The organism is Streptomyces sp. NPDC050263, from assembly GCF_040655955.1.
In the GTDB taxonomy this organism is placed as follows: domain Bacteria; phylum Actinomycetota; class Actinomycetes; order Streptomycetales; family Streptomycetaceae; genus Streptomyces.
Genome location: NZ_JBFAKW010000083.1, coordinates 20,322 through 40,527, shown reverse-complemented (window position 1 = coordinate 40,527; position 20,206 = coordinate 20,322). Strand labels below are relative to the sequence as shown.

At 72.0% G+C, this 20,206-nt stretch carries 16 protein-coding genes and 1 pseudogene; 7 read left to right on the top strand and 10 right to left on the bottom strand.

Annotated elements, in window-relative coordinates:
- Nucleotides 1-87: 87 nt before the first annotated feature.
- The 3 genes from AB0J04_RS30410 to AB0J04_RS30400 form a co-directional block, all read right to left on the bottom strand.
- Nucleotides 88-1,593: a von Willebrand factor type A domain-containing protein gene (locus AB0J04_RS30410; protein ID WP_363171780.1), complete on the bottom strand. Its 1,506-nt coding sequence runs from the start codon at nucleotides 1,591-1,593 to the stop codon at nucleotides 88-90.
- A 141-nt stretch (nucleotides 1,594-1,734) separates the two neighbouring features.
- Entirely contained in the window at nucleotides 1,735-2,589 is an 855-nt protein-coding gene (locus AB0J04_RS30405; RefSeq protein ID WP_363171779.1) for an ABC transporter permease, read from the bottom strand.
- Nucleotides 2,586-5,243, bottom strand: a complete 2,658-nt coding sequence (locus tag AB0J04_RS30400; RefSeq protein ID WP_363171778.1) for an alpha/beta fold hydrolase — start codon at nucleotides 5,241-5,243, stop codon at nucleotides 2,586-2,588. The genes AB0J04_RS30405 and AB0J04_RS30400 overlap by 4 nt, the downstream gene beginning before the upstream one ends.
- Nucleotides 5,244-5,458: 215 nt before the next feature.
- On the opposite strand from AB0J04_RS30400, the gene AB0J04_RS30395 reads away from it, so the two are divergent.
- Nucleotides 5,459-6,307 (top strand): hypothetical protein, encoded by an 849-nt coding sequence (locus tag AB0J04_RS30395; protein ID WP_363171777.1) that lies wholly within the window; start codon nucleotides 5,459-5,461, stop codon nucleotides 6,305-6,307.
- Nucleotides 6,308-6,384: 77 nt separating this feature from the next.
- On the opposite strand, the gene mmsA is transcribed toward AB0J04_RS30395, so the two are convergent.
- The 5 genes from mmsA to iolC are packed head-to-tail and all read right to left on the bottom strand — an operon-like array spanning nucleotide 6,385 to nucleotide 12,577.
- The gene (gene mmsA / locus AB0J04_RS30390; protein WP_363171776.1) at nucleotides 6,385-7,887 is read right to left on the bottom strand and encodes a CoA-acylating methylmalonate-semialdehyde dehydrogenase; all 1,503 of its coding nucleotides are present in this window, start codon (nucleotides 7,885-7,887) and stop codon (nucleotides 6,385-6,387) included.
- Nucleotides 7,888-7,901: 14 nt separating this feature from the next.
- Nucleotides 7,902-9,794 carry a 3D-(3,5/4)-trihydroxycyclohexane-1,2-dione acylhydrolase (decyclizing) gene (gene iolD, locus AB0J04_RS30385; RefSeq protein WP_363171775.1) on the bottom strand — a complete coding sequence of 631 codons (1,893 nt, stop codon included), beginning with the start codon at nucleotides 9,792-9,794 and terminating at the stop codon, nucleotides 7,902-7,904.
- Entirely contained in the window at nucleotides 9,791-10,615 is an 825-nt protein-coding gene (gene iolB, locus AB0J04_RS30380; RefSeq protein ID WP_363171774.1) for a 5-deoxy-glucuronate isomerase, read from the bottom strand. The genes iolD and iolB overlap by 4 nt, the downstream gene beginning before the upstream one ends.
- A gap of 7 nt (nucleotides 10,616-10,622) precedes the next feature.
- Nucleotides 10,623-11,627: a deoxyribose-phosphate aldolase gene (locus AB0J04_RS30375; RefSeq protein WP_363171772.1), complete on the bottom strand. Its 1,005-nt coding sequence runs from the start codon at nucleotides 11,625-11,627 to the stop codon at nucleotides 10,623-10,625.
- On the bottom strand, nucleotides 11,627-12,577 hold the full coding sequence (iolC, locus tag AB0J04_RS30370) for a 5-dehydro-2-deoxygluconokinase (protein ID WP_363171771.1): 951 nt from the start codon (nucleotides 12,575-12,577) through the stop codon (nucleotides 11,627-11,629). The genes AB0J04_RS30375 and iolC overlap by 1 nt, the downstream gene beginning before the upstream one ends.
- 165 nt (nucleotides 12,578-12,742) lie before the next feature.
- Between iolC and AB0J04_RS30365 the strand changes: the two genes are divergently transcribed.
- From AB0J04_RS30365 to AB0J04_RS30355, 3 genes are all read left to right on the top strand, one after another.
- On the top strand, nucleotides 12,743-13,660 hold the full coding sequence (locus AB0J04_RS30365) for a sugar phosphate isomerase/epimerase (protein ID WP_363171770.1): 918 nt from the start codon (nucleotides 12,743-12,745) through the stop codon (nucleotides 13,658-13,660).
- A 171-nt stretch (nucleotides 13,661-13,831) separates the two neighbouring features.
- Nucleotides 13,832-14,791: an AraC family transcriptional regulator gene (locus AB0J04_RS30360; RefSeq protein ID WP_363171769.1), complete on the top strand. Its 960-nt coding sequence runs from the start codon at nucleotides 13,832-13,834 to the stop codon at nucleotides 14,789-14,791.
- 419 nt (nucleotides 14,792-15,210) lie between these two features.
- Nucleotides 15,211-15,411, top strand: a complete 201-nt coding sequence (locus tag AB0J04_RS30355; protein ID WP_363171768.1) for a MerR family transcriptional regulator — start codon at nucleotides 15,211-15,213, stop codon at nucleotides 15,409-15,411.
- A 98-nt stretch (nucleotides 15,412-15,509) separates the two neighbouring features.
- Here the strand turns inward: AB0J04_RS30355 and AB0J04_RS30350 are convergent, their stop codons facing one another.
- Both AB0J04_RS30350 and AB0J04_RS30345 read right to left on the bottom strand, forming a co-directional pair.
- The gene (locus AB0J04_RS30350) at nucleotides 15,510-16,553 is read right to left on the bottom strand and encodes a zinc-dependent alcohol dehydrogenase family protein (RefSeq protein ID WP_363171767.1); all 1,044 of its coding nucleotides are present in this window, start codon (nucleotides 16,551-16,553) and stop codon (nucleotides 15,510-15,512) included.
- A 67-nt stretch (nucleotides 16,554-16,620) separates the two neighbouring features.
- A pseudogene (locus tag AB0J04_RS30345) lies at nucleotides 16,621-16,866 on the bottom strand (MMPL family transporter); the annotation flags it as partial.
- Nucleotides 16,867-16,871: 5 nt separating this feature from the next.
- Between AB0J04_RS30345 and AB0J04_RS30340 the strand changes: the two are divergent.
- The 3 genes from AB0J04_RS30340 to AB0J04_RS30330 all read left to right on the top strand — a co-directional run bounded on the left by AB0J04_RS30340 (nucleotide 16,872) and on the right by AB0J04_RS30330 (nucleotide 20,038).
- The gene (locus tag AB0J04_RS30340; protein WP_363171782.1) at nucleotides 16,872-17,387 is read left to right on the top strand and encodes a PrsW family glutamic-type intramembrane protease; all 516 of its coding nucleotides are present in this window, start codon (nucleotides 16,872-16,874) and stop codon (nucleotides 17,385-17,387) included.
- Between the two features lie 72 nt (nucleotides 17,388-17,459).
- Nucleotides 17,460-17,699 carry a cation transporter gene (locus tag AB0J04_RS30335; RefSeq protein WP_363171766.1) on the top strand — a complete coding sequence of 80 codons (240 nt, stop codon included), beginning with the start codon at nucleotides 17,460-17,462 and terminating at the stop codon, nucleotides 17,697-17,699.
- A gap of 98 nt (nucleotides 17,700-17,797) precedes the next feature.
- Complete coding sequence (locus tag AB0J04_RS30330) at nucleotides 17,798-20,038, top strand: heavy metal translocating P-type ATPase (RefSeq protein WP_363171765.1); 2,241 nt, start codon at nucleotides 17,798-17,800, stop codon at nucleotides 20,036-20,038.
- Nucleotides 20,039-20,206 lie beyond the last annotated feature (168 nt).

Sequence of the window (20,206 nt, the reverse complement as noted above, 5' to 3'; positions counted from 1 at the left end):
ACGTCCAGTACGAGGACTTCCGGCCGGCACACCGAGAGCACGCACCGGACGCCGCTCCTTGACGGGCAAACGTTGCCTGCCGCGGCACTAGAGGTCGAGGCGGCTTGCGTCGGCGATGGCTTCGGCGAGGTCGGCGACCTCCTTGTCCTCGGTCTTCCGCGTCAACGCGTCGGCCGTTTCGCCGAGTTCGCCCAGTGACGGGGCGTCGGGCAGCGAGCGCTCCGCGTCGCGCAGGGCGTCGGCGAAGTAGGCGGCCGTCGTGGTGACCTGGAAGCGGACGGGTGCGTCGGTGAGGTCGTCGTGCAGGGCGTCGGTCTCCAGCTGTCCGGAGGTCTCGTGCGGGGTGCGGGTGTCGGGGTCGAGCCAGCGGACGGTGGCCGTGGCGAGGTGGCCGTCGGCCCCGGACTTGGTGCGCACGGCGTACAGGGCGGTGACGGTGTGGCCGGGGCCCACCTCGCCGCCGTCGACGCGGTCGTCGCGGAAGTCGTCGTCGGCGACGCGGCGGTCGTCGTAGCCGACGAGGCGGAACTCGGCGACCGTCTCGGGGTCGAAGGCGACCTGGGCCTTGGCGTCACGGGCGGTGAGGTCGACGTTCTGCGGGAGGTCGGTGGAGAAGACCTTGCGGGCGTCCTCCTCGTTCGAGACGTAGGCGGTGTGGCCGTCGCCCTTGTCGGCGAGGCGTTCCATCAGGGCGTCGCCGTAGTCGCTGCCGACGCCCACACCGAAGAGGGTGATGCCGTGTTCCTCGCGGGCGTCGGAGATGCGGTCCAGGATGGAGTCGGCGTCCGTGTCGCCGGTGTTGGCGAGGGCGTCGGAGACGAGGACGACCCGGTTCGTGGCGCCCTTGCGCAGGCCCTCGACCGCGGTGTCGTAACCGGTCTCCACACCGGCGCCGAGGTTGGTGGAGTCGGTCGGCTCCAGGCTGTCGATGGCGTCGTGGACGCGGTCGCGGTGGTCGCCGAGCCGGGTCATCGGCAGGACGGTCTCGGCCTCGCCGCTGAAGGTGACGATGGCCACGGAGTCGTCGTCGCGGAGGCGGTCCGTCATCGTGCCGAGGGCGGACCGGGCGAGGTCCAGGCGGCCGGGTTCGGCCATCGAGCCGGAGACGTCGATGACGAAGGTGAGGGCGGCGGGCGGGCGTTCGCCCGCGGCGGCGGCCTTGCGGGTGGCGAGGCCCACGCGGACCAGGGACCAGTCGTCGTCGCCGGTGCGGGCGCCGTCGACGGTGACCGAGAAGCCGTTGCCGTCGGGGCGTTCGTAGTCCTGGCGGAAGCTGTTGACGAACTCCTCGGGGCGGACGGTCGAGGGGTCCGGGAGCCGGCCTTCGGCGAGGGTGCGGCGGGCGTAGCCGTAGGAGGCGGTGTCGACGTCGAGGGCGAAGGTGGAGAGGAGGTCGGGGGCGGCCTTGCGGTCCTCGTCCGTGAGGCCCTGCTCCGCGCGGGACTCGCCCGGGGCGGGGAAGCCGTCGCTGCGGTTCGCCGCTCCGTCCGAGGCCTTGCCGCTGTCGGAGTCGGCGCCCGCTCCGCAGCCGGTGAGCAGGAGTGCCGTGGCCGCCGTGGCGGCGAGGAGTCGTGGTATCCGGTGCGTCTTCATGTCCCGTGCCCCCTGTGTCCGTCGATGTCTGTGACTGTGACGGGGCAGGGGGCCGGAACGTGCGGCACGGGGGGTTGCGGATACGTCTCGAAGAGGGCACGGCGGCCGGTCTTCGAGACCGGTGGGTGATCTTCCGGTGACCTAGGAGACGACGTCCTTGCGGGCGAAACCCCTGAAGGCCAGGGCGAACAGGACGAGCGCGTACGTTACCGAGACGGCGGTGCCCTGGATCATGCCGGACCACTCGGGGGTGGGCTGGACGGCGTCGGCCCAGGCGAACTGCCAGTGCGCGGGCAGGAAGTCGCGCCAGTCGCCGAGGGCGGTGACGGCGTCCAGGACGTTGCCGACGATGGTCAGGCCGACCGCGCCGCCGACCGCGCCGAGCGGGGCGTCGGTCCTGGTGGAGAGCCAGAACGCGAGCCCCGCGGTGACCAGTTGGCTGACGAAGATGAACCCGATCACTATCAGCAGCCGCCCGGCCGCGGTGCCCGGGGCGAGCTCGCCGCCGGTGGGCAGTTCCAGCGGGCCCCAGCCGTAGGCCGCGGAGCCGACGGCGAGGGCGACGACCGGCAGCAGGACCATCGCGGCCAGGCTGAGGCCGAGGCCGACGACGAGCTTGGACCACAGCAGCCGGGCCCGGGGCACGGGCGCGGCCAGCAGGTAGCGCAGGGAGGACCAGCCGGCCTCCGAGGCGACCGTGTCCCCGCAGAACAGGGCGACCGGGATGACCAGCAGGAAGCCCGCCGAGACGAACAGGTTGACGGCGGCGAAGTTGGCGCCGGACGCGGTCGCGGTGTCCATCAGGGACACCGTGTTGTTGCGGCCGCCCGGCTCGCCGCCGATGGCGAAGGCGATGAGCAGGACGAACGGGAGGGCGGCGAGGACGGCGCCCATGACGATCGTGCGGCGGCGCCCCAGCTGGCGGACCAGCTCGACGCGCAGCGGCAGGGTGCGGCGGGCCTGGTAGCCGGAGGCGACCTCGGTGAGCGTGCTCATGCGGAACCTCCGATCAGGGTGAGGAAGGCGTCCTCCAGGCGGCGGTGCGGGCCGACGGAGGTCACGGGCACGTCGAGCCGGACGAGTTCGGCGACCAGGCGCTGTGCGGTGCCGTCGGCGTCCAGGCGGACGAGGAGTCCGAGTCCGTCGTCGGTGACGGCCGCGGAGGCGATGCCGGGCAGCGCCGAGATCTTCTCCACGACGGGCTCCTCCACCGGGGCGACGGTGCCCACGAGGAGGGTGTCGCCGGAGCCGATGATCGCGGCGACCGGGCCGGCCTGGACCAGCCGGCCCCGGTCCATGACCACGAGGTGGGTGCAGGACTGCTCGACCTCGGACAGGAGATGGCTGGAGACGATCACCGTGCGGCCGGCGGCCGCGTAGCGGATCATCACCTCGCGCATCTCGCGGATCTGCGGCGGGTCGAGGCCGTTGGTCGGCTCGTCGAGGATGAGCAGGTCCGGGAGGCCGAGCATGGCCTGGGCGATGGCGAGGCGCTGGCGCATGCCCTGGGAGTAGGTGCGCACCGCGCGGGCGAGGGCGTCGCCGAGGCCGGCGATCTCCAGGGCTTCGGCGAGATGGGCGTCCTCGGCCGGGCGGCCGGTGGCCTGCCAGTACAGCTCCAGGTTCTCCCGGCCGGTCAGGTGCGGGAGGAAGCCGGCGCCCTCGACGAAGGAGCCGACGCGGGAGAGGACGGGGGCGCCCGGGCGGATGGCGTGGCCGAAGACGCGGATCTCGCCGCCGTCGGGCTTGATCAGGCCCATCAGCATGCGCAGGGTCGTCGTCTTGCCCGCGCCGTTCGGGCCGAGGAGGCCGAGGACCTGGCCCTTCTCGACCTGGAAGGAGAGGTCGCGGACGCTGTAGCGGTCGCCGCCCGCGTACTTCTTGCTCAGGTCGGTGATCTGGAGCGGAACGTCGGCCAGCTCGGGGTCGGGTGCGGGGGCGGTGGTGACGCGGCGGCGGGCGGTCAGCAGCAGGGCCAGCGCGACGCCCGCGCCGGCGAGGGGCAGCCACCAGACCCAGGACGGGAGCGCGGCTGCCGCCGTCGTCACGGCCGGGGCGGTGGGGACCTTCAAGTCGCTCTTCAGGGAGACCGTGTACGTCGCCGGGGTCAGCGGGGAGGCGTAGCCGAGGTCGGTGGAGGCGAGGACCAGGCGCAGCCGGTGGCCCTCGTCGACCTCGTGGTCGATCGCCGGGAGCGTGATCGTGACGTCCTTGCCGGCCTTGGCGCCCTCGACCCGGACCGGGGCGACGAGCTGGGCGGGCAGCACCTGCCGGGCGCCGTCGGCGCCGACGTCGTAGACCTTGGCGAAGAGGACGGCCTGGTCGGTCGTCGACTTGACGTGGACGGTGACCGTCGGGGAGCCGGTGACGCGCAGGTCGCCGGTGACCGGGGCGGAGTCGAAGGAGGCGTACTGGCCGGGGAAGTCGAGCGAGACGCCGACGCCGAGGGAGGAGAGCTGGGAGAGACCGCCGCCGCCGAGGCCGGGCAGGGCGGAGACGGCGGGCGGGCTCGCGCCGGCCGGGTTGGCGAAGGACTGCTCCGCGCGGCGGCCGGCCAGCGGGAACGAGCGGTCGCCGCTGGTCAGGCCGGGGTAGCTGGTCGAGCTCGCGCCCCTGAGCAGGGCGGCGCCGTCGGTGGAGTCGACGCCTCCGGTGCGGGTGACGCGGAAGGCGGGGCCGGTGTCGGCGGCGGTGTCCTTCTTGAGGTACCGGTCGAACCAGGAGGTCACGCGGGCCTGGACGCGGCTGTTCTCCAGGTCGCCGCCGTCGTGACCGCCCGCGATCCAGTCGACGTCGACGGGTGCGCCGTTGGCCTTGATCGCCTTCTCGGCGGCGTCGGACTGGGCGAGGGTGAAGAGGGAGTCCGTCTGGCCCTGGATGAGGAGGGTGGGGACCTTGATGCGGTCGGCGACGGCGGACGGCGAGCGCTGTTCGAGGAGCGCGCGGGCGGCGGCGTCGGGCGTGCCGGACTCGGCGACGCGCTCGTACATCGAGGCCAGCGCGGGTTCGAAGTGGGCGGCGCCGCCGCCGGTGTTGAAGAAGATGCCGGCCCACAGCTTCTTGAACACGCCGTCGGGGAACAGGGCGTCCGCGAGGTTCCAGTAGGTGATCGCGGGGGCGATGGCGTCGACGCGGTCGTCGTACCCGGCGGCGAGCAGCGAGATCGCGCCGCCGTAGGAGGCGCCGGCCACGCCCACGCGCGGGTCGCCTCTCTTGTCGAGCTGGACCTGGGGCTGCTTCGCGAGCCAGTCGATCAGCTTCGAGACGTCGGCGACCTCGCCCTTCGGGTCGTTCAGCCCGATCTTGCCGGTGGACTCGCCGAAGCCGCGCGCCGACCAGGTGAGCACCGCGTACCCGTCCTGGGCGAGCTTCTCGGCCTGCCCGCGTACGTCGTCCTTGCTGCCGCCGAAGCCGTGCCCGAGGAGGACGGCGGGGCGGCGGCCGGATCCGCCGGCGGTGAAGTAGGAGGTGTCCAGGCGCACGCCGTCCACCGCCATGACCCGGTCGGCGCGGTGCACCGCGGGCGTGTCGTCGTCGGAGGCGACGGCCGTCCAGGTACCGGCACCGGCGAGTACGACCACTGCGGCCGCGGCGGAGATGATCCGTCGCGGCCGCCATGGTCCTCGCAGACCGGGCAATCGAAGATCCATGCTTCAACGGTACGGCGTCAACCTGTCGTGAAGTTGTCGACCGTAGACCGAACTGGCCGACCTCCTGAGGGCGTACGCGGCCGGCCGCGTGTACCGCGGGCGCGGTACGCGGCCCGAACACGATCAAGGGAAAACGTGAGGACGTTCGACGTACGGGCGTGTCAGTGTGACTCGTTGGAGTTCGGGGTCACAGACGATTCACAGGGGTGGGGCACATGAGACCGGGGCACAGCGCTGTCTGGGTGGGGATCACGGCGGCGGCGCTCATGGCGAGTACCGGGTGCGGCACACAGGCGGCGCAGGGGGCCGCCGAGGGCACGGCCGAGGTCGTGGACGACAGCGCCGCGATCCTGGCGGCGCTGACCCGGGCGGGCGACCGGACCGAGGACCTGGGGTCCGCCGAGGTCAGGATGACGACCGATCTGGGAACCGGGCAGCCGGTCGCCATGGACGGCGTCTACTCCTGGGGCGGCGGCTATGCCTTCGACGTCCGGATGGACACCGCGGCCGCCCAGTTGCAGACGCTGCAGGACTCCCCGAAAACCCGCATGCTGTTCGTCGACGGCGCCTACTACTACGACGTCGACCCGCAGCCCGCCGGCCCGCTCGCCGGCAAGGAGTGGATGAAGGTGGACGCGTCGGCGTTCTTCGGCGAGAAGGGCGCGCAGGCCTTCGCCGGGAGCGGCAGCGGCAGCCCGGCGGCCTCCATGCGGAGCCTGAAGTACGCCGACGACGTGGACGATCTCGGCAAGGAGACCGTCGACGGTCGGAGCACGACCCACTACCGGGCCGTGGTCGACAAGAGCCGGATGGGCAAGTTCAAGGACGCCTATACCGACGACGACACCCTGTTCAACTCGGTCACCGGCAGCACGGAGACCATCACCATGGACATCTGGGTCGGCGACAAGGACCTGCCGGTCCGGCTGAAGCAGACCGCCGGCAAGGTGACGGTCACCATGGACTTCGAGAAGTTCGGCGAGACGGCCGCGGTGAAGGCCCCGCCGGCCGCGCAGACCGGCGACCTCACCGAGGTCATCGAGGAGGCCGGCGCCGCACAGTGACGCGACCGCGCCCTGCCCCCTCGCGAGAGCGGGAGGGGCAGGGCGCGGTCGGGCGTCGGGCCTCGGGCGGTCGGGCCTCAGTGGTTGCGGGGGAAGCCCAGGTCGACGCCGGAGGGGGCGTCGGCCGGGTCGGGCCAGCGGGTGGTGACGACCTTGCCCCGGGTGTAGAAGTGGGTGCCGTCGTTGCCGTAGATGTGGTGGTCGCCGAAGAGGGAGTCCTTCCAGCCGCCGAAGCTGTGGTAGCCGACGGGGACCGGGATCGGGACGTTCACGCCGACCATGCCGGCCTCGATCTCCAGCTGGAAGCGGCGGGCCGCGCCGCCGTCCCGGGTGAAGATCGCGGTGCCGTTGCCGAAGGGGGAGCTGTTGATCAGCGCCACGCCCTCGTCGTAGGTGTCCACGCGCAGGACGCACAGGACCGGGCCGAAGATCTCGTCCTGGTAGGCCTTCGCCGTGGTCGGAACCTTGTCGAGGAGCGAGATGCCGATCCAGTGGCCGTCCTCGAAGCCCTCGACCGTGTAGCCGGTGCCGTCCAGGACGACCTCGGCGCCCTCGGCCGCCGCGCCGGTGACGTAGGAGGCGACCTTGTCACGGTGGACAGCCGTGATGAGAGGGCCCATCTCGGAGGTCGGGTCGTTGCCGGGGCCGATCTTGATCTTCTCGGCCCGCTCGCGGATCTTCTCCACCAGCTCGTCGCCGATCGCGCCGACCGCGACCACGGCCGAGATGGCCATGCAGCGCTCGCCGGCCGAGCCGTAGGCGGCGGAGACGGCCGCGTCCGCCGCCGCGTCCAGGTCCGCGTCGGGCAGGACCAGCATGTGGTTCTTCGCGCCGCCGAGCGCCTGCACGCGCTTGTGGTTCGCGGAGGCCGTGGTGTGGATGTAGCGGGCGATCGGGGTCGAGCCGACGAAGGAGACGGCCTTGACGTCCGGGTGCTCCAGGAGGCGGTCGACGGCCGTCTTGTCACCGTTGACGACGTTGAACACGCCGTCCGGCAGGCCGGCCTCCGCGAGCAGCTCGGCGAGCTTCAGGGACGCCGACGGGTCCTTCTCGGACGGCTTCAGCACGAAGGTGTTGCCGGTCGCGATCGCGATCGGGAACATCCACATCGGGACCATCGCCGGGAAGTTGAACGGCGTGATGCCCGCGACGACGCCCAGCGGCTGACGGATCGACGACACGTCGACGCGGCTGGCGACCTCGGTGGACAGCTCGCCCTTCAGCTGCACGGTGATCCCGCACGCCAGGTCGACGATCTCCAGGCCGCGCGCGACCTCGCCGAGCGCGTCCGAGTGCACCTTGCCGTGCTCGGCGGTGATCAGCTCGGCGATCTCGTCGCGGTGCGCGTCCAGCAGCGCCCGGAACTTGAAGAGGATCGTGGTGCGCTTGGCGAGGGACGAGGCGCCCCAGGTGGCGTAGGCGTCCTTCGCGGCCGCAACCGCCGCGTCGACCTCTTCGACCGAGGCGAACGCGACCTTCGTGGTGACCGCGCCGGTCGCCGGGTCGGTGACCGGCCCGTAGTTGCCCGACGCGCCTTCGACGGTCTTGCCGCCGATCCAGTGGTTGACGATCTTCGTCATGACCGAGTGCTCCTTCACAGATGGCGGCGTCGGGTAGAGACGTGCCGTTCGTACAGCTCACGTGCCTTCACCGCGGACGGTCGTGTCGCGGTCTCGGCCACAGGTACATCCCACCAGGCCTGCGCGGGCGGCGGGCCCGACACAGTGTCGGCCGTTTCGGTCTCCACGTAGACACAAGTGGGAGTGTCGGCGCGGCGCGCCTCGGCGAGCGCCTCGCGCAGTTCCTGGACGGTCTTCGCGCGCAGGACGCGCATCCCGAGGCTGGCCACGTTGGCGGCCAGGTCGACGGGCAGCGGGGCCCCGGTGAAGGTGCCGTCGTCCGAGGTGTAGCGGTACGCGGTGCCGAACCGCTCGCCGCCGACCGACTCCGACAGACCGCCGATCGAGGCGTAGCCGTGGTTCTGCACGAGCAGGATCTTGATCGCGATCCCCTCCTGCACGGCCGTCACGATCTCGGTCGGCATCATCAGGTACGTGCCGTCGCCGACCAGCGCCCAGACGTTGCGCTCGGGAGCGGCGAGTTTCACCCCGATGGCCGCCGGGATCTCGTACCCCATGCAGGAGTAGCCGTACTCCAGGTGGTACTGGTCCCGGGAGCGGGCCCGCCACAGCTTGTGCAGGTCGCCGGGGAGGGAACCGGCCGCGTTGATGACGACGTCCGACTCGTCGGCGAGGGCGTCCAGCGCGCCCAGCACCTGCGGCTGCGTCGGGCGCACGTCGGGCTCGTCGGCCTCGTAGCAGGCGTCGACGCGCTGCTCCCAGCGCTCCTTGTCCTCGGAGTACTCGGTGACGTAGGCGTCCGCGACGCGGTGGCCGTGCAGTCCGAGGGCCTGGGTCAGCTCGCCGAGGCCGCTGCGGGCGTCCGCCACGAGGGGCAGACCGGCGAGCTTGTGGCCGTCGTAGGGGGCGATGTTGAGGTTGAGGAAGCGGACTCCGTCACCGGTGAACAGGGTGCCCGAGGCCGTGGTGAAGTCGGTGTAGCGGGTGCCGACGCCGATGATCAGGTCCGCGGTGCGGGCGAGTTCGTCGGCGGTGGCGGTGCCGGTGTGGCCGACGCCGCCCACGTCCTGGGGGTGGTCATAGCGCAGCGAGCCCTTGCCGGCCTGGGTGGAGGCGACCGGGATGCCGGTGGCCTCGGCGAACTCGGCGAGCGCCTCCTCCGCGCGGCTGTGGTGGACTCCGCCGCCGGCGATGATCAGCGGGCGGCGGGCGGCGCGTATCGCGCGGACCGCCTCCGCGAGTTCGGTCGGGTCGGCGCCCGGGCGGCGGACGACCCAGGTGCGCTCGGCGAAGAACTCGTCGGGCCAGTCGTAGGCCTCGGCCTGGACGTCCTGGGGCATCGCGAGGGTGACCGCGCCCGTCTCCACCGGGTCCGTCAGCACCCGCATCGCCTGGAGGGCGGCCGGGATCAGGGCCTCGGGGCGGGTGACGCGGTCGAAGTACCTCGACACCGGGCGCAGCGAGTCGTTGACCGACACATCGCCCGCGTAGGGGACTTCGAGCTGCTGGAGCACCGGGTCGGCCACGCGGGTCGCGAAGACGTCGCCGGGGAGGAGAAGGACCGGGAGGTGGTTGACGGTCGCGAGGGCGGCGCCGGTGACCAGGTTGGTCGCGCCGGGGCCGATGGACGTCGTCACCGCGTGCGTGGAGAGCCGGTTCGACTGGCGGGCGTAGCCCACGGCCGCGTGCACCATGGACTGCTCGTTGCGGCCCTGGTGGAACGGCATCTCGGCGCCGTACTCGATCAGCGCCTGGCCGAGGCCGGCGACGTTGCCGTGGCCGAAGATGCCCCAGGTCGCGCCGATCAGCCGCTGCCGTACGCCGTCCCGCTCCGTGTACTGGGCGGCGAGGAAGCGCACCAGCGCCTGGGCCACGGTCAGCCTGGTGGTCGTCGAGGTCGACGTCATCGGTAACCCCCTGTGCTCTCTACGTGGTCCGGGTGGAAGCAGATCCGCCACTCCCGGGTCTGGCCCGGTCCCGCCATGACGTTCAGGTAGTACATGGCGTGGCCCGGCTGGGCGATGGCCGGACCGTGCCAGCCGTCCGGGACGAGGACGGCGTCACCGGAGCGGACCTCGGCGAGGACGTCGGCGCCGCCCTCGCGCGAGGGGGACACCCGCTGATAGCCGAAGCCGTTCGGGCCGTCGATCTCGAAGTAGTAGATCTCCTCGAGCTCGGCCTCCTCGCCCGGCCGGTGCTCGTCGTGCTTGTGCGGCGGGTACGAGGACCAGTTGCCGCCGGGGGTGATCACCTCGACGGCGATCAGCTTGTCGCAGTCGAAGGCGTCGGCGGAGGCGAAGTTGCGCACCAGACGGGCGCAGTTGCCGCTGCCGCGCTCTTCGACGGGGACCTCCGGCGCGGGGCCGTAGCGGGCGGGGAGTTGTCGCTCGCACTTCGCTCCTGCCAGGGCGAAGCGGCCTCCCGCGCCGGAGGCGATCTGGACCCGGGCGTCTCGGGGAACGTACGCGAAGTCGGAGACCGACGCGAACACGCTTTCCCTGCCCAGGAGTTGGAACTCGTTTCCGTCTGTTTGTACGGTACATCCGCCTTCGAGCGGAAGCACGATCCACTCACTGTCACCGGTGGTGAAGGTGTGCGTGCCACCCGCCTCCAGCTCGACGATCCGCAGACTGCTGTGGGTCCAGCCGGCCCGCTTCGGGTCGATGTCGAGAACGTAGTGCGCGTCGGCGGTGGCGCCGCGCGGAACGTACAGGCTGTTGTTCGTCATGCGGCCCTCACAGCAGTCCGACGGCGGTGTCCACGGCGGCGGCGACATCCCCGTCCGCCGGGTAGAGCAGCGAACGGCCGACCACCAGGCCCCGCACGGTGGGCAGTTGCAGCGCCCCGCGCCACTTCTCGTACGCGCCGTCCTGGTCGTCGCCGACCTCGCCGCCCAGCAGGACGGCGGGAAGCGTGGACGTCTCCATGACCTCGGCCATGTCGTCGGGGTTGTCGGTGACCGGGACCTTCAGCCAGGTGTAGGCGGACGTGCCGCCCAGCCCGGAGGCGATGGCGATCGACCTGGTCACGGCCTCCGCGGACAGGTCGTTGCGCACCTTGCCCTCGGGGGTGCGACGGCTGATGAACGGCTCGACGAAGAGGGGGAGCCTGCGGGCGGCCATGTCGTCGATCGCGCGGGCCGTGGTCTCCAGGGTGGTGAGGGAGCCCGGGTCGTCGTAGTCGATGCGCAGCAGCAGCTTGCCCGCGTCGAAGTTCAGCCGCTCGATGTCCTCGGCGCGGTGGCCGGTGAAGCGGTCGTCGAGCTCGAAGACGGAGCCCTGGAGGCCGCCGCGGTTCATCGAGCCCATGACGACCTTGCCGTCGAGAGCGCCGAGCAGCAGCAGGTCGTCGAGGATGTCGGCGGTCGCGAGAACGCCGTCCACGCCGGGGCGGGAGAGCGCCAGGCAGAGGCGCTCCAGCAGGTCGGCGCGGTTGGCCATGGCCAACCGGTCGCCGCCGACGCCGAGCGCGCCACGGGCCGGGTGGTCGGCCGCGACGATCATCAGTCGGCCGGAGTCGTTCAGCAGCGGCCTGCGCGGGCGGCGGGCGGCGGCCTCGGCGATCGCCTCGGGGTACTGCGTGCGCAGCCGGACGAGTTCACAGACGTCGACGGTCGTGGTCCCGGTCGGGATCTCGGGCTGGGCCTGGGGCACGGGCTCGCTGCTGCGTGGCTGCGTGGTCATGCCGAGGCAGCCCGTGTCGTCGGTCTCGTCGGTGGCACCGCGCTTGCGGCCCGCCATCACAGCACCGCTCCGGCGGCGATCGCGGCCTCGACCTCGGCGGCGGTCGGCATCGCGGAGGAGCACTCCAGGCGGGAGGCGACGATCGCCCCGGCCGCGTTGGCGTGACGCATGATCTTCTCCAGGTCCCAGCCCGCGAGCAGGCCGTGGCAGAGGGAGCCGCCGAAGGCGTCACCGGCGCCGAGGCCGTTGAGCACGTTCACCGGCAGCGGCGGGACCTCGGCGGACTCGCCCTTGCTGTTGACGGCGAGGACGCCCTTGGGGCCCTGCTTGACGACCGCGAGTTCGACGCCGGCGTCCAGCAGCGCCTGCGCCGCGGCCTGCGGCTCGCGCACTCCGGTGGCGACCTCCACCTCGTCGAGGTTTCCGACGGCGACGGTGGTGTGCTTGAGGGCCTCGGTGTAGAAGGGGCGGGCCGATTCCGGGTCCGACCAGAACATCGGGCGCCAGTCCAGGTCGAAGACCGTGGTGCCGGCCCTGGCCCGGTGGCCGAGCGCGGCGAGGGTCGCGGTACGGCTTGGCTCCTCGCTCAGGCCGGTGCCGGTGACCCAGAAGACGCGGGCCTCGCGGACGGCGCCGAGGTCGAGCTCATGGGCGTCGATCTCCAGGTCCGGGGCCTTGGGCTGCCGGTAGAAGTACAGCGGGAAGTCGTCCGGCGGGAAGACCTCGCAGAAGGTGACGGGCGTCGGCAGCCCGGGCACGGCGGTGACCCAGCGGTCGTCCACGCCGAAGCCGCGCAGGGCCTCGTGCAGATAGACGCCGAAGGGGTCGTCGCCGGTGCGGGAGATCACCGCGGTCTCCCGGCCGAGCCGGGCGGCGGCGACGGCGACGTTGGTCGCCGATCCTCCCAGGAACTTCCCGAAGGACGTGACCTGCGGGAGTGGCACACCCGTCTGCAGCGGATAGAGGTCCACTCCGATCCGCCCCATGGTGATCAGGTCGTACGCCATCGAGTTCCCTTCGCATTCGGCTCGCCCCGGCACACGTCCCTCGTCCACGCCCGGTGTCGGCTCTCACGGCTTTGTAGCCCCGCGCGGCGGGCCCTGTCAATGTTTTGTCCAGACATTCGGACCAGCCCTTGACACCCCCTTCGGGGAGACCGCACGCTGACGTCCATGACGTCGTTGTCACCTGAGTCCTCACTTTCCCGCATCCGGATCGGATCGGCCCCCGACAGCTGGGGCGTCTGGTTCCCGGACGATCCCGCCCAGGTCACCTGGCAGCGCTTCCTCGACGAGGTCGCGCAGTCCGGCTACGAGTGGATCGAGCTCGGCCCCTACGGGTACCTGCCGACCGATCCCGCAGTCCTCACCGAGGAGACGACCAGGCGCGGCCTGAAGGTCTCGGCGGGCACGGTCTTCACCGGCCTGCACCACGGCGAGGCCGTGTGGGAGAAGACCTGGGCGCACGTCGCGGACAACGCGGTGCTCGCGCAGGCGATGGGCGCGAAGCATCTCGTCGTCATCCCGTCCTTCTGGCGGGACGACAAGACCGGCGAGGTGCTGGAGTCCGACACGCTGACGCCCGAGCAGTGGCGCAATCTCACTTCGCTGACGGAGCGGCTGGGGCGGGAGGTGCGGGAGCGGTACGGGTTGCAGATCGTCGTCCACCCGCATGCCGACACCCACATCGACAGCGAGGAGAACGTCGTCCGGTTCCTGGACGGCACCGACTCCGACCTGGTCTCGCTGTGCCTGGACACCGGGCACTACGCGTACTGCGGCGGCGACAGCGTCAAGCTGATCGAGACGTACGGGTCGCGGATCGGGTACCTGCACCTCAAGCAGGTCGACCCGGCGATTCTGGCGGACGTGAAGTCGAAGGGCACGCCGTTCGGTCCTGCGGTCGCGCAGGGTGTGATGTGTGAGCCGCCTCGGGGCGTGCCGGAGCTGGGTCCCGTCCTGGCGGCGGCCGGCAAGCTCGACGTCGATCTCTTCGCGATCGTCGAGCAGGACATGTATCCGTGCGAGCCGGACACTCCGTTGCCGATCGCTCAGCGGACCAGGGCGTTTCTGCGGTCCTGCGGGGCGTAGTTCGTCGCCTGTGGGGCGTAGTTCGTTGCCTGCGGGACGTAGTTCGTCGTCTGCGGGACGTAGTTCGTTGCCTGCGGGACGTAGTTCGTCGTCTGCGGGGCGTGGGGGATGGTCGCGCAGTTCCCCGCGCCCCTTTCAGGACGTCGCCCTGCCGTAGCACCATGGGCACCCATGGCTGCCAGCACCGTGCACACTCGGTCGGGACAAGGACCAGGCGGGTCCTGGGAGTTCGCCATGGGCTCGCCGCACCCCCGGCTGCGGCCAGGTGTGATGAGTTATCGCGGGATTCGGCTGGCGCTCGACCGGCCCCGGCGGCGACTGGAGACTCCCATCGGCGCCGCCACCCTGCTGTTGGGGTTCGACCAGCCTGTCCGCATCTCACGGACAGGCCGAAGTCCCGACACCCTCGTGTCCGTGTACTGCGCGCCGACGACCATGCCGGCCGTCGGCGAGCACGGCGGGCGGATGTCGGGCATCGAGGTGCTGCTCACGCCCTGGGCCGCGTTCACGCTCTTCGGCACGCCTCAGCACGAGCTGGTCAACCGCACCGTCGACCCCGACGAGCTGCCGCACGCGCTGGCCACCTCCGTCGGGGAACTCGCCGCCGCGCTGGCCGCGTTGCCCGGCTGGGAGGAACGGTTCGGGCTGCTCGACGAGGTGTTCGCCCGGTGGTGGGCGGCCGGCACGCCGAGTTCGGAGCGGGTGGCCCGGGCCTGGGCCCTGCTGGTGCGGACGGGCGGCTCGATACCGGTGCCCCGGCTGGCCGAGGAGGTCGGCTGGAGCGTTCGGCACCTGGAGAATCGTTTCCGGGAGCAGATCGGGCTCGGCCCCAAGGCGGCGGCCCGGGTGCTGCGGCTGCAACGGGCCCGTCGGCTGCTGGCGGACGGACAGAGCGCGGCCGAGACCGCGGCGCTCTGCGGCTTCTACGACCAGGCGCATCTCAGCGGCGAGTTCAAGGCGATGACGGGGTATACGCCGAGGGAGTTCGCGCAGGCCAGACAGGGTCCGGTGGCGGTGTCCCCGGCGGCGGACCGGCTGAGCGGGGAGGCGACGAGCCTGGTCCTGCCGGTGCGGCCGAACGATTGGTCCGTACCGGGTGCGCATTTTTCCAAGACCTGGCGCGTCGGCTGAATACAGGCTGGGTCCCGCCAGTTGATCCGGTTGTTCCGGGGGGATGGCGGGGAACGGAGTCGGGTCGGGCCTGTCGCAGCGGGTCCGGCCCGCCTCCTGTCGACGGCCTTCTCCGACGACCTTCACCGACTGCCCGGGGCGTGCCTGGGGTGTCCGTTGGGGCATTCCCGGGGCGTTTGTCGACGCGCCCCTCCCGCGGGCCCCGCGCACGCCTATGCGTCACGTCTGTCACAAACACCCCCTTCTTGTCACACATGTCGCGTGTACGCGGGCCTTGCGTCACACGCGGTCAACAGCCGCCTCCCGACGGTCACCGAGCGTCGTTCACCGGGCACAGGCTTGGTGATCGCCAACGCAGCGCCGGGCTCCCCCGGGCGGCCTCCCGGCCGCCGCCCCCGCGCGCGCAGGAGGTGCAGCTCATGACCGACCGAAGGCTCTGGTCCTACAAGGAGATCGCGGCGCACATCAGGGTGCAGCCGGACACCGTACGGTCCTACCGCAAGCACGGACTGCTGCCCCCGCCCGACCACGTCGAGGGCGGCAAGCCCTTCTGGTACCCCGAGACCGTCCGCATCTGGGTCGCCGCCCGACCGGGCAATCGGGGGCGCAGGCTGGACTGACCCGCGGCGAAGAACGAGCCGGCTGTGCCCCACCGTCGCGTGGGGCACAGTGCTGTGCGCGGGAAAGGAGCACCGCCCTTGAAGGCCGCGGTCGGGTCTCAGGCCCACGGCTCGATCACCGTCGCTCCCGCGCCCGGCGTCGTGCCCAGCGCCGCCAGTGCGTCCGGGACGGCGTCCAGTGTGATCGTCGACGTGACCAGCAGGTCGGGGCGCAGCACCCCCGCCCGGACCAGCTCCAGCAGCTGCGGGTAGGCGTGGGCGGCCATGCCGTGGCTGCCCAGGATCTCCAGCTCCAGGGCGATGGCGCGGGCCATCGGGACGGGCGTGGCGCCGTCCGCCGAGGGGAGCAGGCCGACCTGGATGTGCCGGCCGCGGCGGCGCAGGCCGTTCACCGAGGCGGCGCAGGTGGCGGGGGAACCGAGGGCGTCGAGGGAGAGGTGCGCGCCGCCCCCGGTCAGCTCACGGACCGCCTCCGCGGTGTCCGGCACGTCCGTCCCGTCCACGCACTGCGCCGCGCCGAACTTCCGCGCCAGCTCCAGGGCCTTCGGCGAGACGTCCACGGCGACCACCCGCGCTCCCGAGGCCGCCGCGATCATCACCGCCGAGAGGCCCACGCCTCCGCAGCCGTGCACCGCCACCCACTCCCCCGCGGCGACCCGGCCCTGCTGCACGACCGCCCGGAACGCCGTGGCGAACCGGCAGCCGAGGGAGGCGGCGGTGGCGTACGACAGGTCCTCGGGGATCGCGACCAGGTTCACGTCGGCGTGGTCCAGGGCCACGTACTGGGCGAAGGAGCCCCAGTGCGTGAAGCCGGGCTGGGTCTGGCGTTCGCACACCTGGTGGTGGCCGGCCGTGCAGGAGGGGCAGTTGCCGCAGCCGCACACGAAGGGGACGGTGACTCTGGCGCCGGGACGCCAGTTCTTCACTCCGGCGCCGACCTCCTCGATCACCCCGGCCAGTTCGTGGCCCGGAACGTGCGGGAGTGTGATGTCCGGGTCGTGGCCCTGCCAGCCGTGCCAGTCGCTTCGGCAGAGGCCGGTGGCTTCCACCCGGACGATGACTCCGTGCGGGGCCGGTCGGGGGTCGGGGACCTCGCGTACCTCAGCGGGTCGACTGAACTTCTCGAAGATCACCGCTAGCATCCGGGCTCCTGTCGCCGTCGTTGTCTGCGGGTACATCGTGGCTGGTCGCGCCGGTCCCCGCGGCGCCGAGTTCCTCGCGGAAGCGCCGGACGATGAACAGGGCGTAGTCGACGGCCAGGCCGAGGCCGAGCGCCGTGGTGAGGTTGATCGCGAAGACGGAGACGTCGGTGAACCGCGTGAGGCCGCTGAGGACCGCGTTGGTGCCGAGGATCGCGACGATGCCGACGCCGAGCGGCAGCAGGGCGGCGACGGCGCTGCCGAAGACCGTCACCAGCAGGATCAGGGTGATCGGCAGGGCGATCAGCTCGGCTCGCGGCTCTGCAGAGCGCCGGGTACGCGTTCAACGCGGCGGGTACGCGTTCAACGCGGCGGGTACGCGTTCAACGCGGCGGGTACGCGTTCAACGCGGCGGTCTCGACGGAGGGCGTCGATCTGCGTGCGCTGCTGGAGACGGAGCTGCCGCACGGGCTGCTCGCCCCCTTCGGGCACGGCCTGTGGACGGCGATCGCGGGGGGCGCGCTGCTGGCGTGCCGCCGCCCGGACGGGCGTTTCCGGTTCGCCGCGCCCGTCGCCGGAACGTTTCTCGGCGTCTCGTTGCTGCACGCCTTGTGGGACTCGACGCACGGCATCGCGATCTGGCTGGTGGCGCGGCTGACCGTGGACGGCCCGCACGGCGGGCTGTTCGCCGAGGGGTACCTCCCGCGGCCGACGGCCGAGCAGGATCATCTGTTCGCCTTCTTCTCGATCGGCGGGACGGCCCTCGTGGCACTGCTCGGGGTGGCCTGGGTGCGCTCGGCGACGCGGCGGGACCCTTCTTGGAGAAATACCCCCTAGGGGTATAGTGTGGAGCAACGGGAGGCCCCTCGCGGCCCCGTCAGCCCCACCTGCCGCTACGAGGAGAACGACATGACCGCTCAGATCGACACCCCGGGCTCCGTCACCACCGTCTACAAGGTGAGCGGCATGAGCTGCGGCCACTGCGAGGGAGCCGTCTCCGGCGAGCTCTCGGAGCTCCCCGGTGTCACCTCGGTGAAGGCCGTCGCCTCGACCGGCGAGGTCACGGTCGCCTCCACCGCCGCGCTCGACGAGGCGGCCGTACGCGCCGCCGTCGACGAGGCGGGATTCGAGCTGGCCGGCCAGGCCTGAGGCACCCGTTGCCCACCACCCCCTCCTCCACCCACCGGGCCGTACCGACCAGCTGATACTGGTTCCGTGCGGTCCGGCCCGCTTCCTGGAGCACGGACATGACCAGCACCGCCACCGCGGACACCCCGACAGCGTTCCCGACCTCCGAGGTCGAACTGCTCATCGGCGGGATGACCTGCGCCTCCTGCGCGGCCCGCGTCGAGAAGAAGCTCAACCGCATGGACGGCGTCACCGCGACGGTCAACTACGCGACCGAGAAGGCGAAGGTCAGCTATCCGGCCGGCACCGAGGTCGCCGACCTGATCGCGGCCGTGGTGAAGACCGGGTACACGGCCGAGGAACCCGTGCCGCAGCCGCCGGTCCAGGACGCCGACCCCCAAGATCCCGATCCCGAACTGGCGGGCCTGCGCCACCGGCTCATCGTCTCCGTGCTGCTCGCCGCGCCCGTCGTGCTGCTGGCGATGGTTCCGTCCCTGCAGTTCGACAACTGGCAGTGGCTCTCGCTGACGCTCGCCGCTCCGGCGGTCGTCTGGGGCGGCGGGCCGCTGCACAAGGCCGCGTGGACGAACCTGCGGCACGGCGCGGCCACCATGGACACGCTGGTCTCCGTCGGCACGCTGGCCGCGCTCGGCTGGTCGCTGTGGGCGCTGTTCTTCGGTGACGCGGGCATGCCCGGCATGCGGCACCCCTTCGAACTCACCGTCTCGCGCACGGACGGCGCCTCGGCGATCTATCTGGAGGTCGCGGCGGGCGTCACCGCCCTCATCCTGCTGGGCCGCTACCTGGAGGCCCGCTCCAAGCGGCGCGCGGGGGCGGCCCTGCGGGCGCTGATGGAGCTCGGCGCGAAGGACGTCACCGTCCTTCGGGACGGCCGCGAGGTGCGGATCCCCGTCGACCGGCTGGCGATCGGAGACCGGTTCGTCGTGCGGCCCGGCGAGAAGGTCGCCACCGACGGGACGGTCGTGGAGGGCGCGTCCGCCGTGGACGCGTCGATGCTGACCGGTGAGTCCGTGCCGGTGGACGTCGGGCCGGGCGACGCGGTCACCGGGGCCGCCGTGAACGCCGGCGGGCGGGTGGTCGTCGAGGCCACCCGGATCGGCGCGGACACCCAGCTCGCGCGCATGGCCAAGCTGGTCGAGGACGCGCAGACCGGCAAGGCCGAGGTGCAGCGGCTCGCCGACCGGATCTCCGGGATCTTCGTGCCGGTGGTACTGCTGCTCGCGGTCGCCACCTTCGGCGGCTGGCTCGGCGCGACGGGCGACACGGCCGCCGCGTTCACGGCGGCCGTCGCGGTCCTGATCATCGCCTGCCCGTGCGCGCTCGGGCTCGCCACGCCCACGGCGCTCATGGTCGGCACCGGGCGCGGCGCCCAGCTCGGCATCCTCATCAAGGGTCCCGAGGTCCTGGAGTCCACGCGCCGCGTCGACACCGTCGTACTCGACAAGACCGGGACCGTCACCACCGGCCGGATGACCCTCCAGGACGTGCACGTCGCGGACGGCACCGACGAGCGGGAGCTGCTGCGGCTGGCCGGCGCCCTGGAGCACGCCTCCGAGCATCCGGTCGCCCGGGCGGTGGCGGCGGGCGCCGGGGAACGGGTCGGGGAGCTGCCGGCGGCCGAGCGGTTCGAGAACGTGCCGGGGCGGGGCGTGCGCGGGCTCGTGGAGGGCCGCGAGGTGGCTGTGGGACGCCTTTTCGAGGCCGTCCCGGAGAAGTTGGCGCGCGCCAAGGACGAGGCCGAGCGGGGCGGTCGTACGGCCGTCGTCGTCGGGTGGGACGGAGTGGCGCGCGGGGTGCTGGCGGTCGCCGACGCGGTCAAGGAGACCAGCGCCGAGGCGGTGCGGGAACTACGCGCGCTGGGGCTCACGCCGGTGCTGCTGACCGGGGACAACGAGGCGGTCGCGAAAGCCGTCGCCGAGGCCGTCGGGATCGACCGCGTCATCGCCGAGGTGCTGCCCGAGGACAAGGTCGAGGTCGTGCGGCGGCTGCAGGGCGAGGGGCGGGTCGTCGCCATGGTCGGGGACGGCGTCAACGACGCGGCCGCGCTCGCGACGGCCGACCTCGGGCTGGCCATGGGGACCGGCACGGACGCGGCGATCGAGGCGAGCGATCTGACGCTGGTGCGCGGGGATCTGCGGGCGGCCGCGGACGCCATCCGGCTGTCCCGGCGGACGCTGACCACGATCAAGGGCAACCTGGTGTGGGCCTTCGGCTACAACGTGGCCGCGCTGCCGCTGGCCGCGGCCGGGCTGCTGAACCCGATGATCGCGGGGGCGACGATGGCGTTCTCGTCGGTCTTCGTCGTGACGAACAGCTTGCGCCTTCGCTCCTTCAAGTGACCGTCCGGAAAAGTCATACCCCCTGGAGTCCCGGGCGCGCCTCACATAAGCTCTTCACAAGGCTCGCGCATCATCCTTACGCTTGGGCCTCGATCGCCGTATCTGGTCTCTTGCGCATCTAACGGACATATGCAAGAGACTCAGATCACAGTGATGTGAACGTAACCA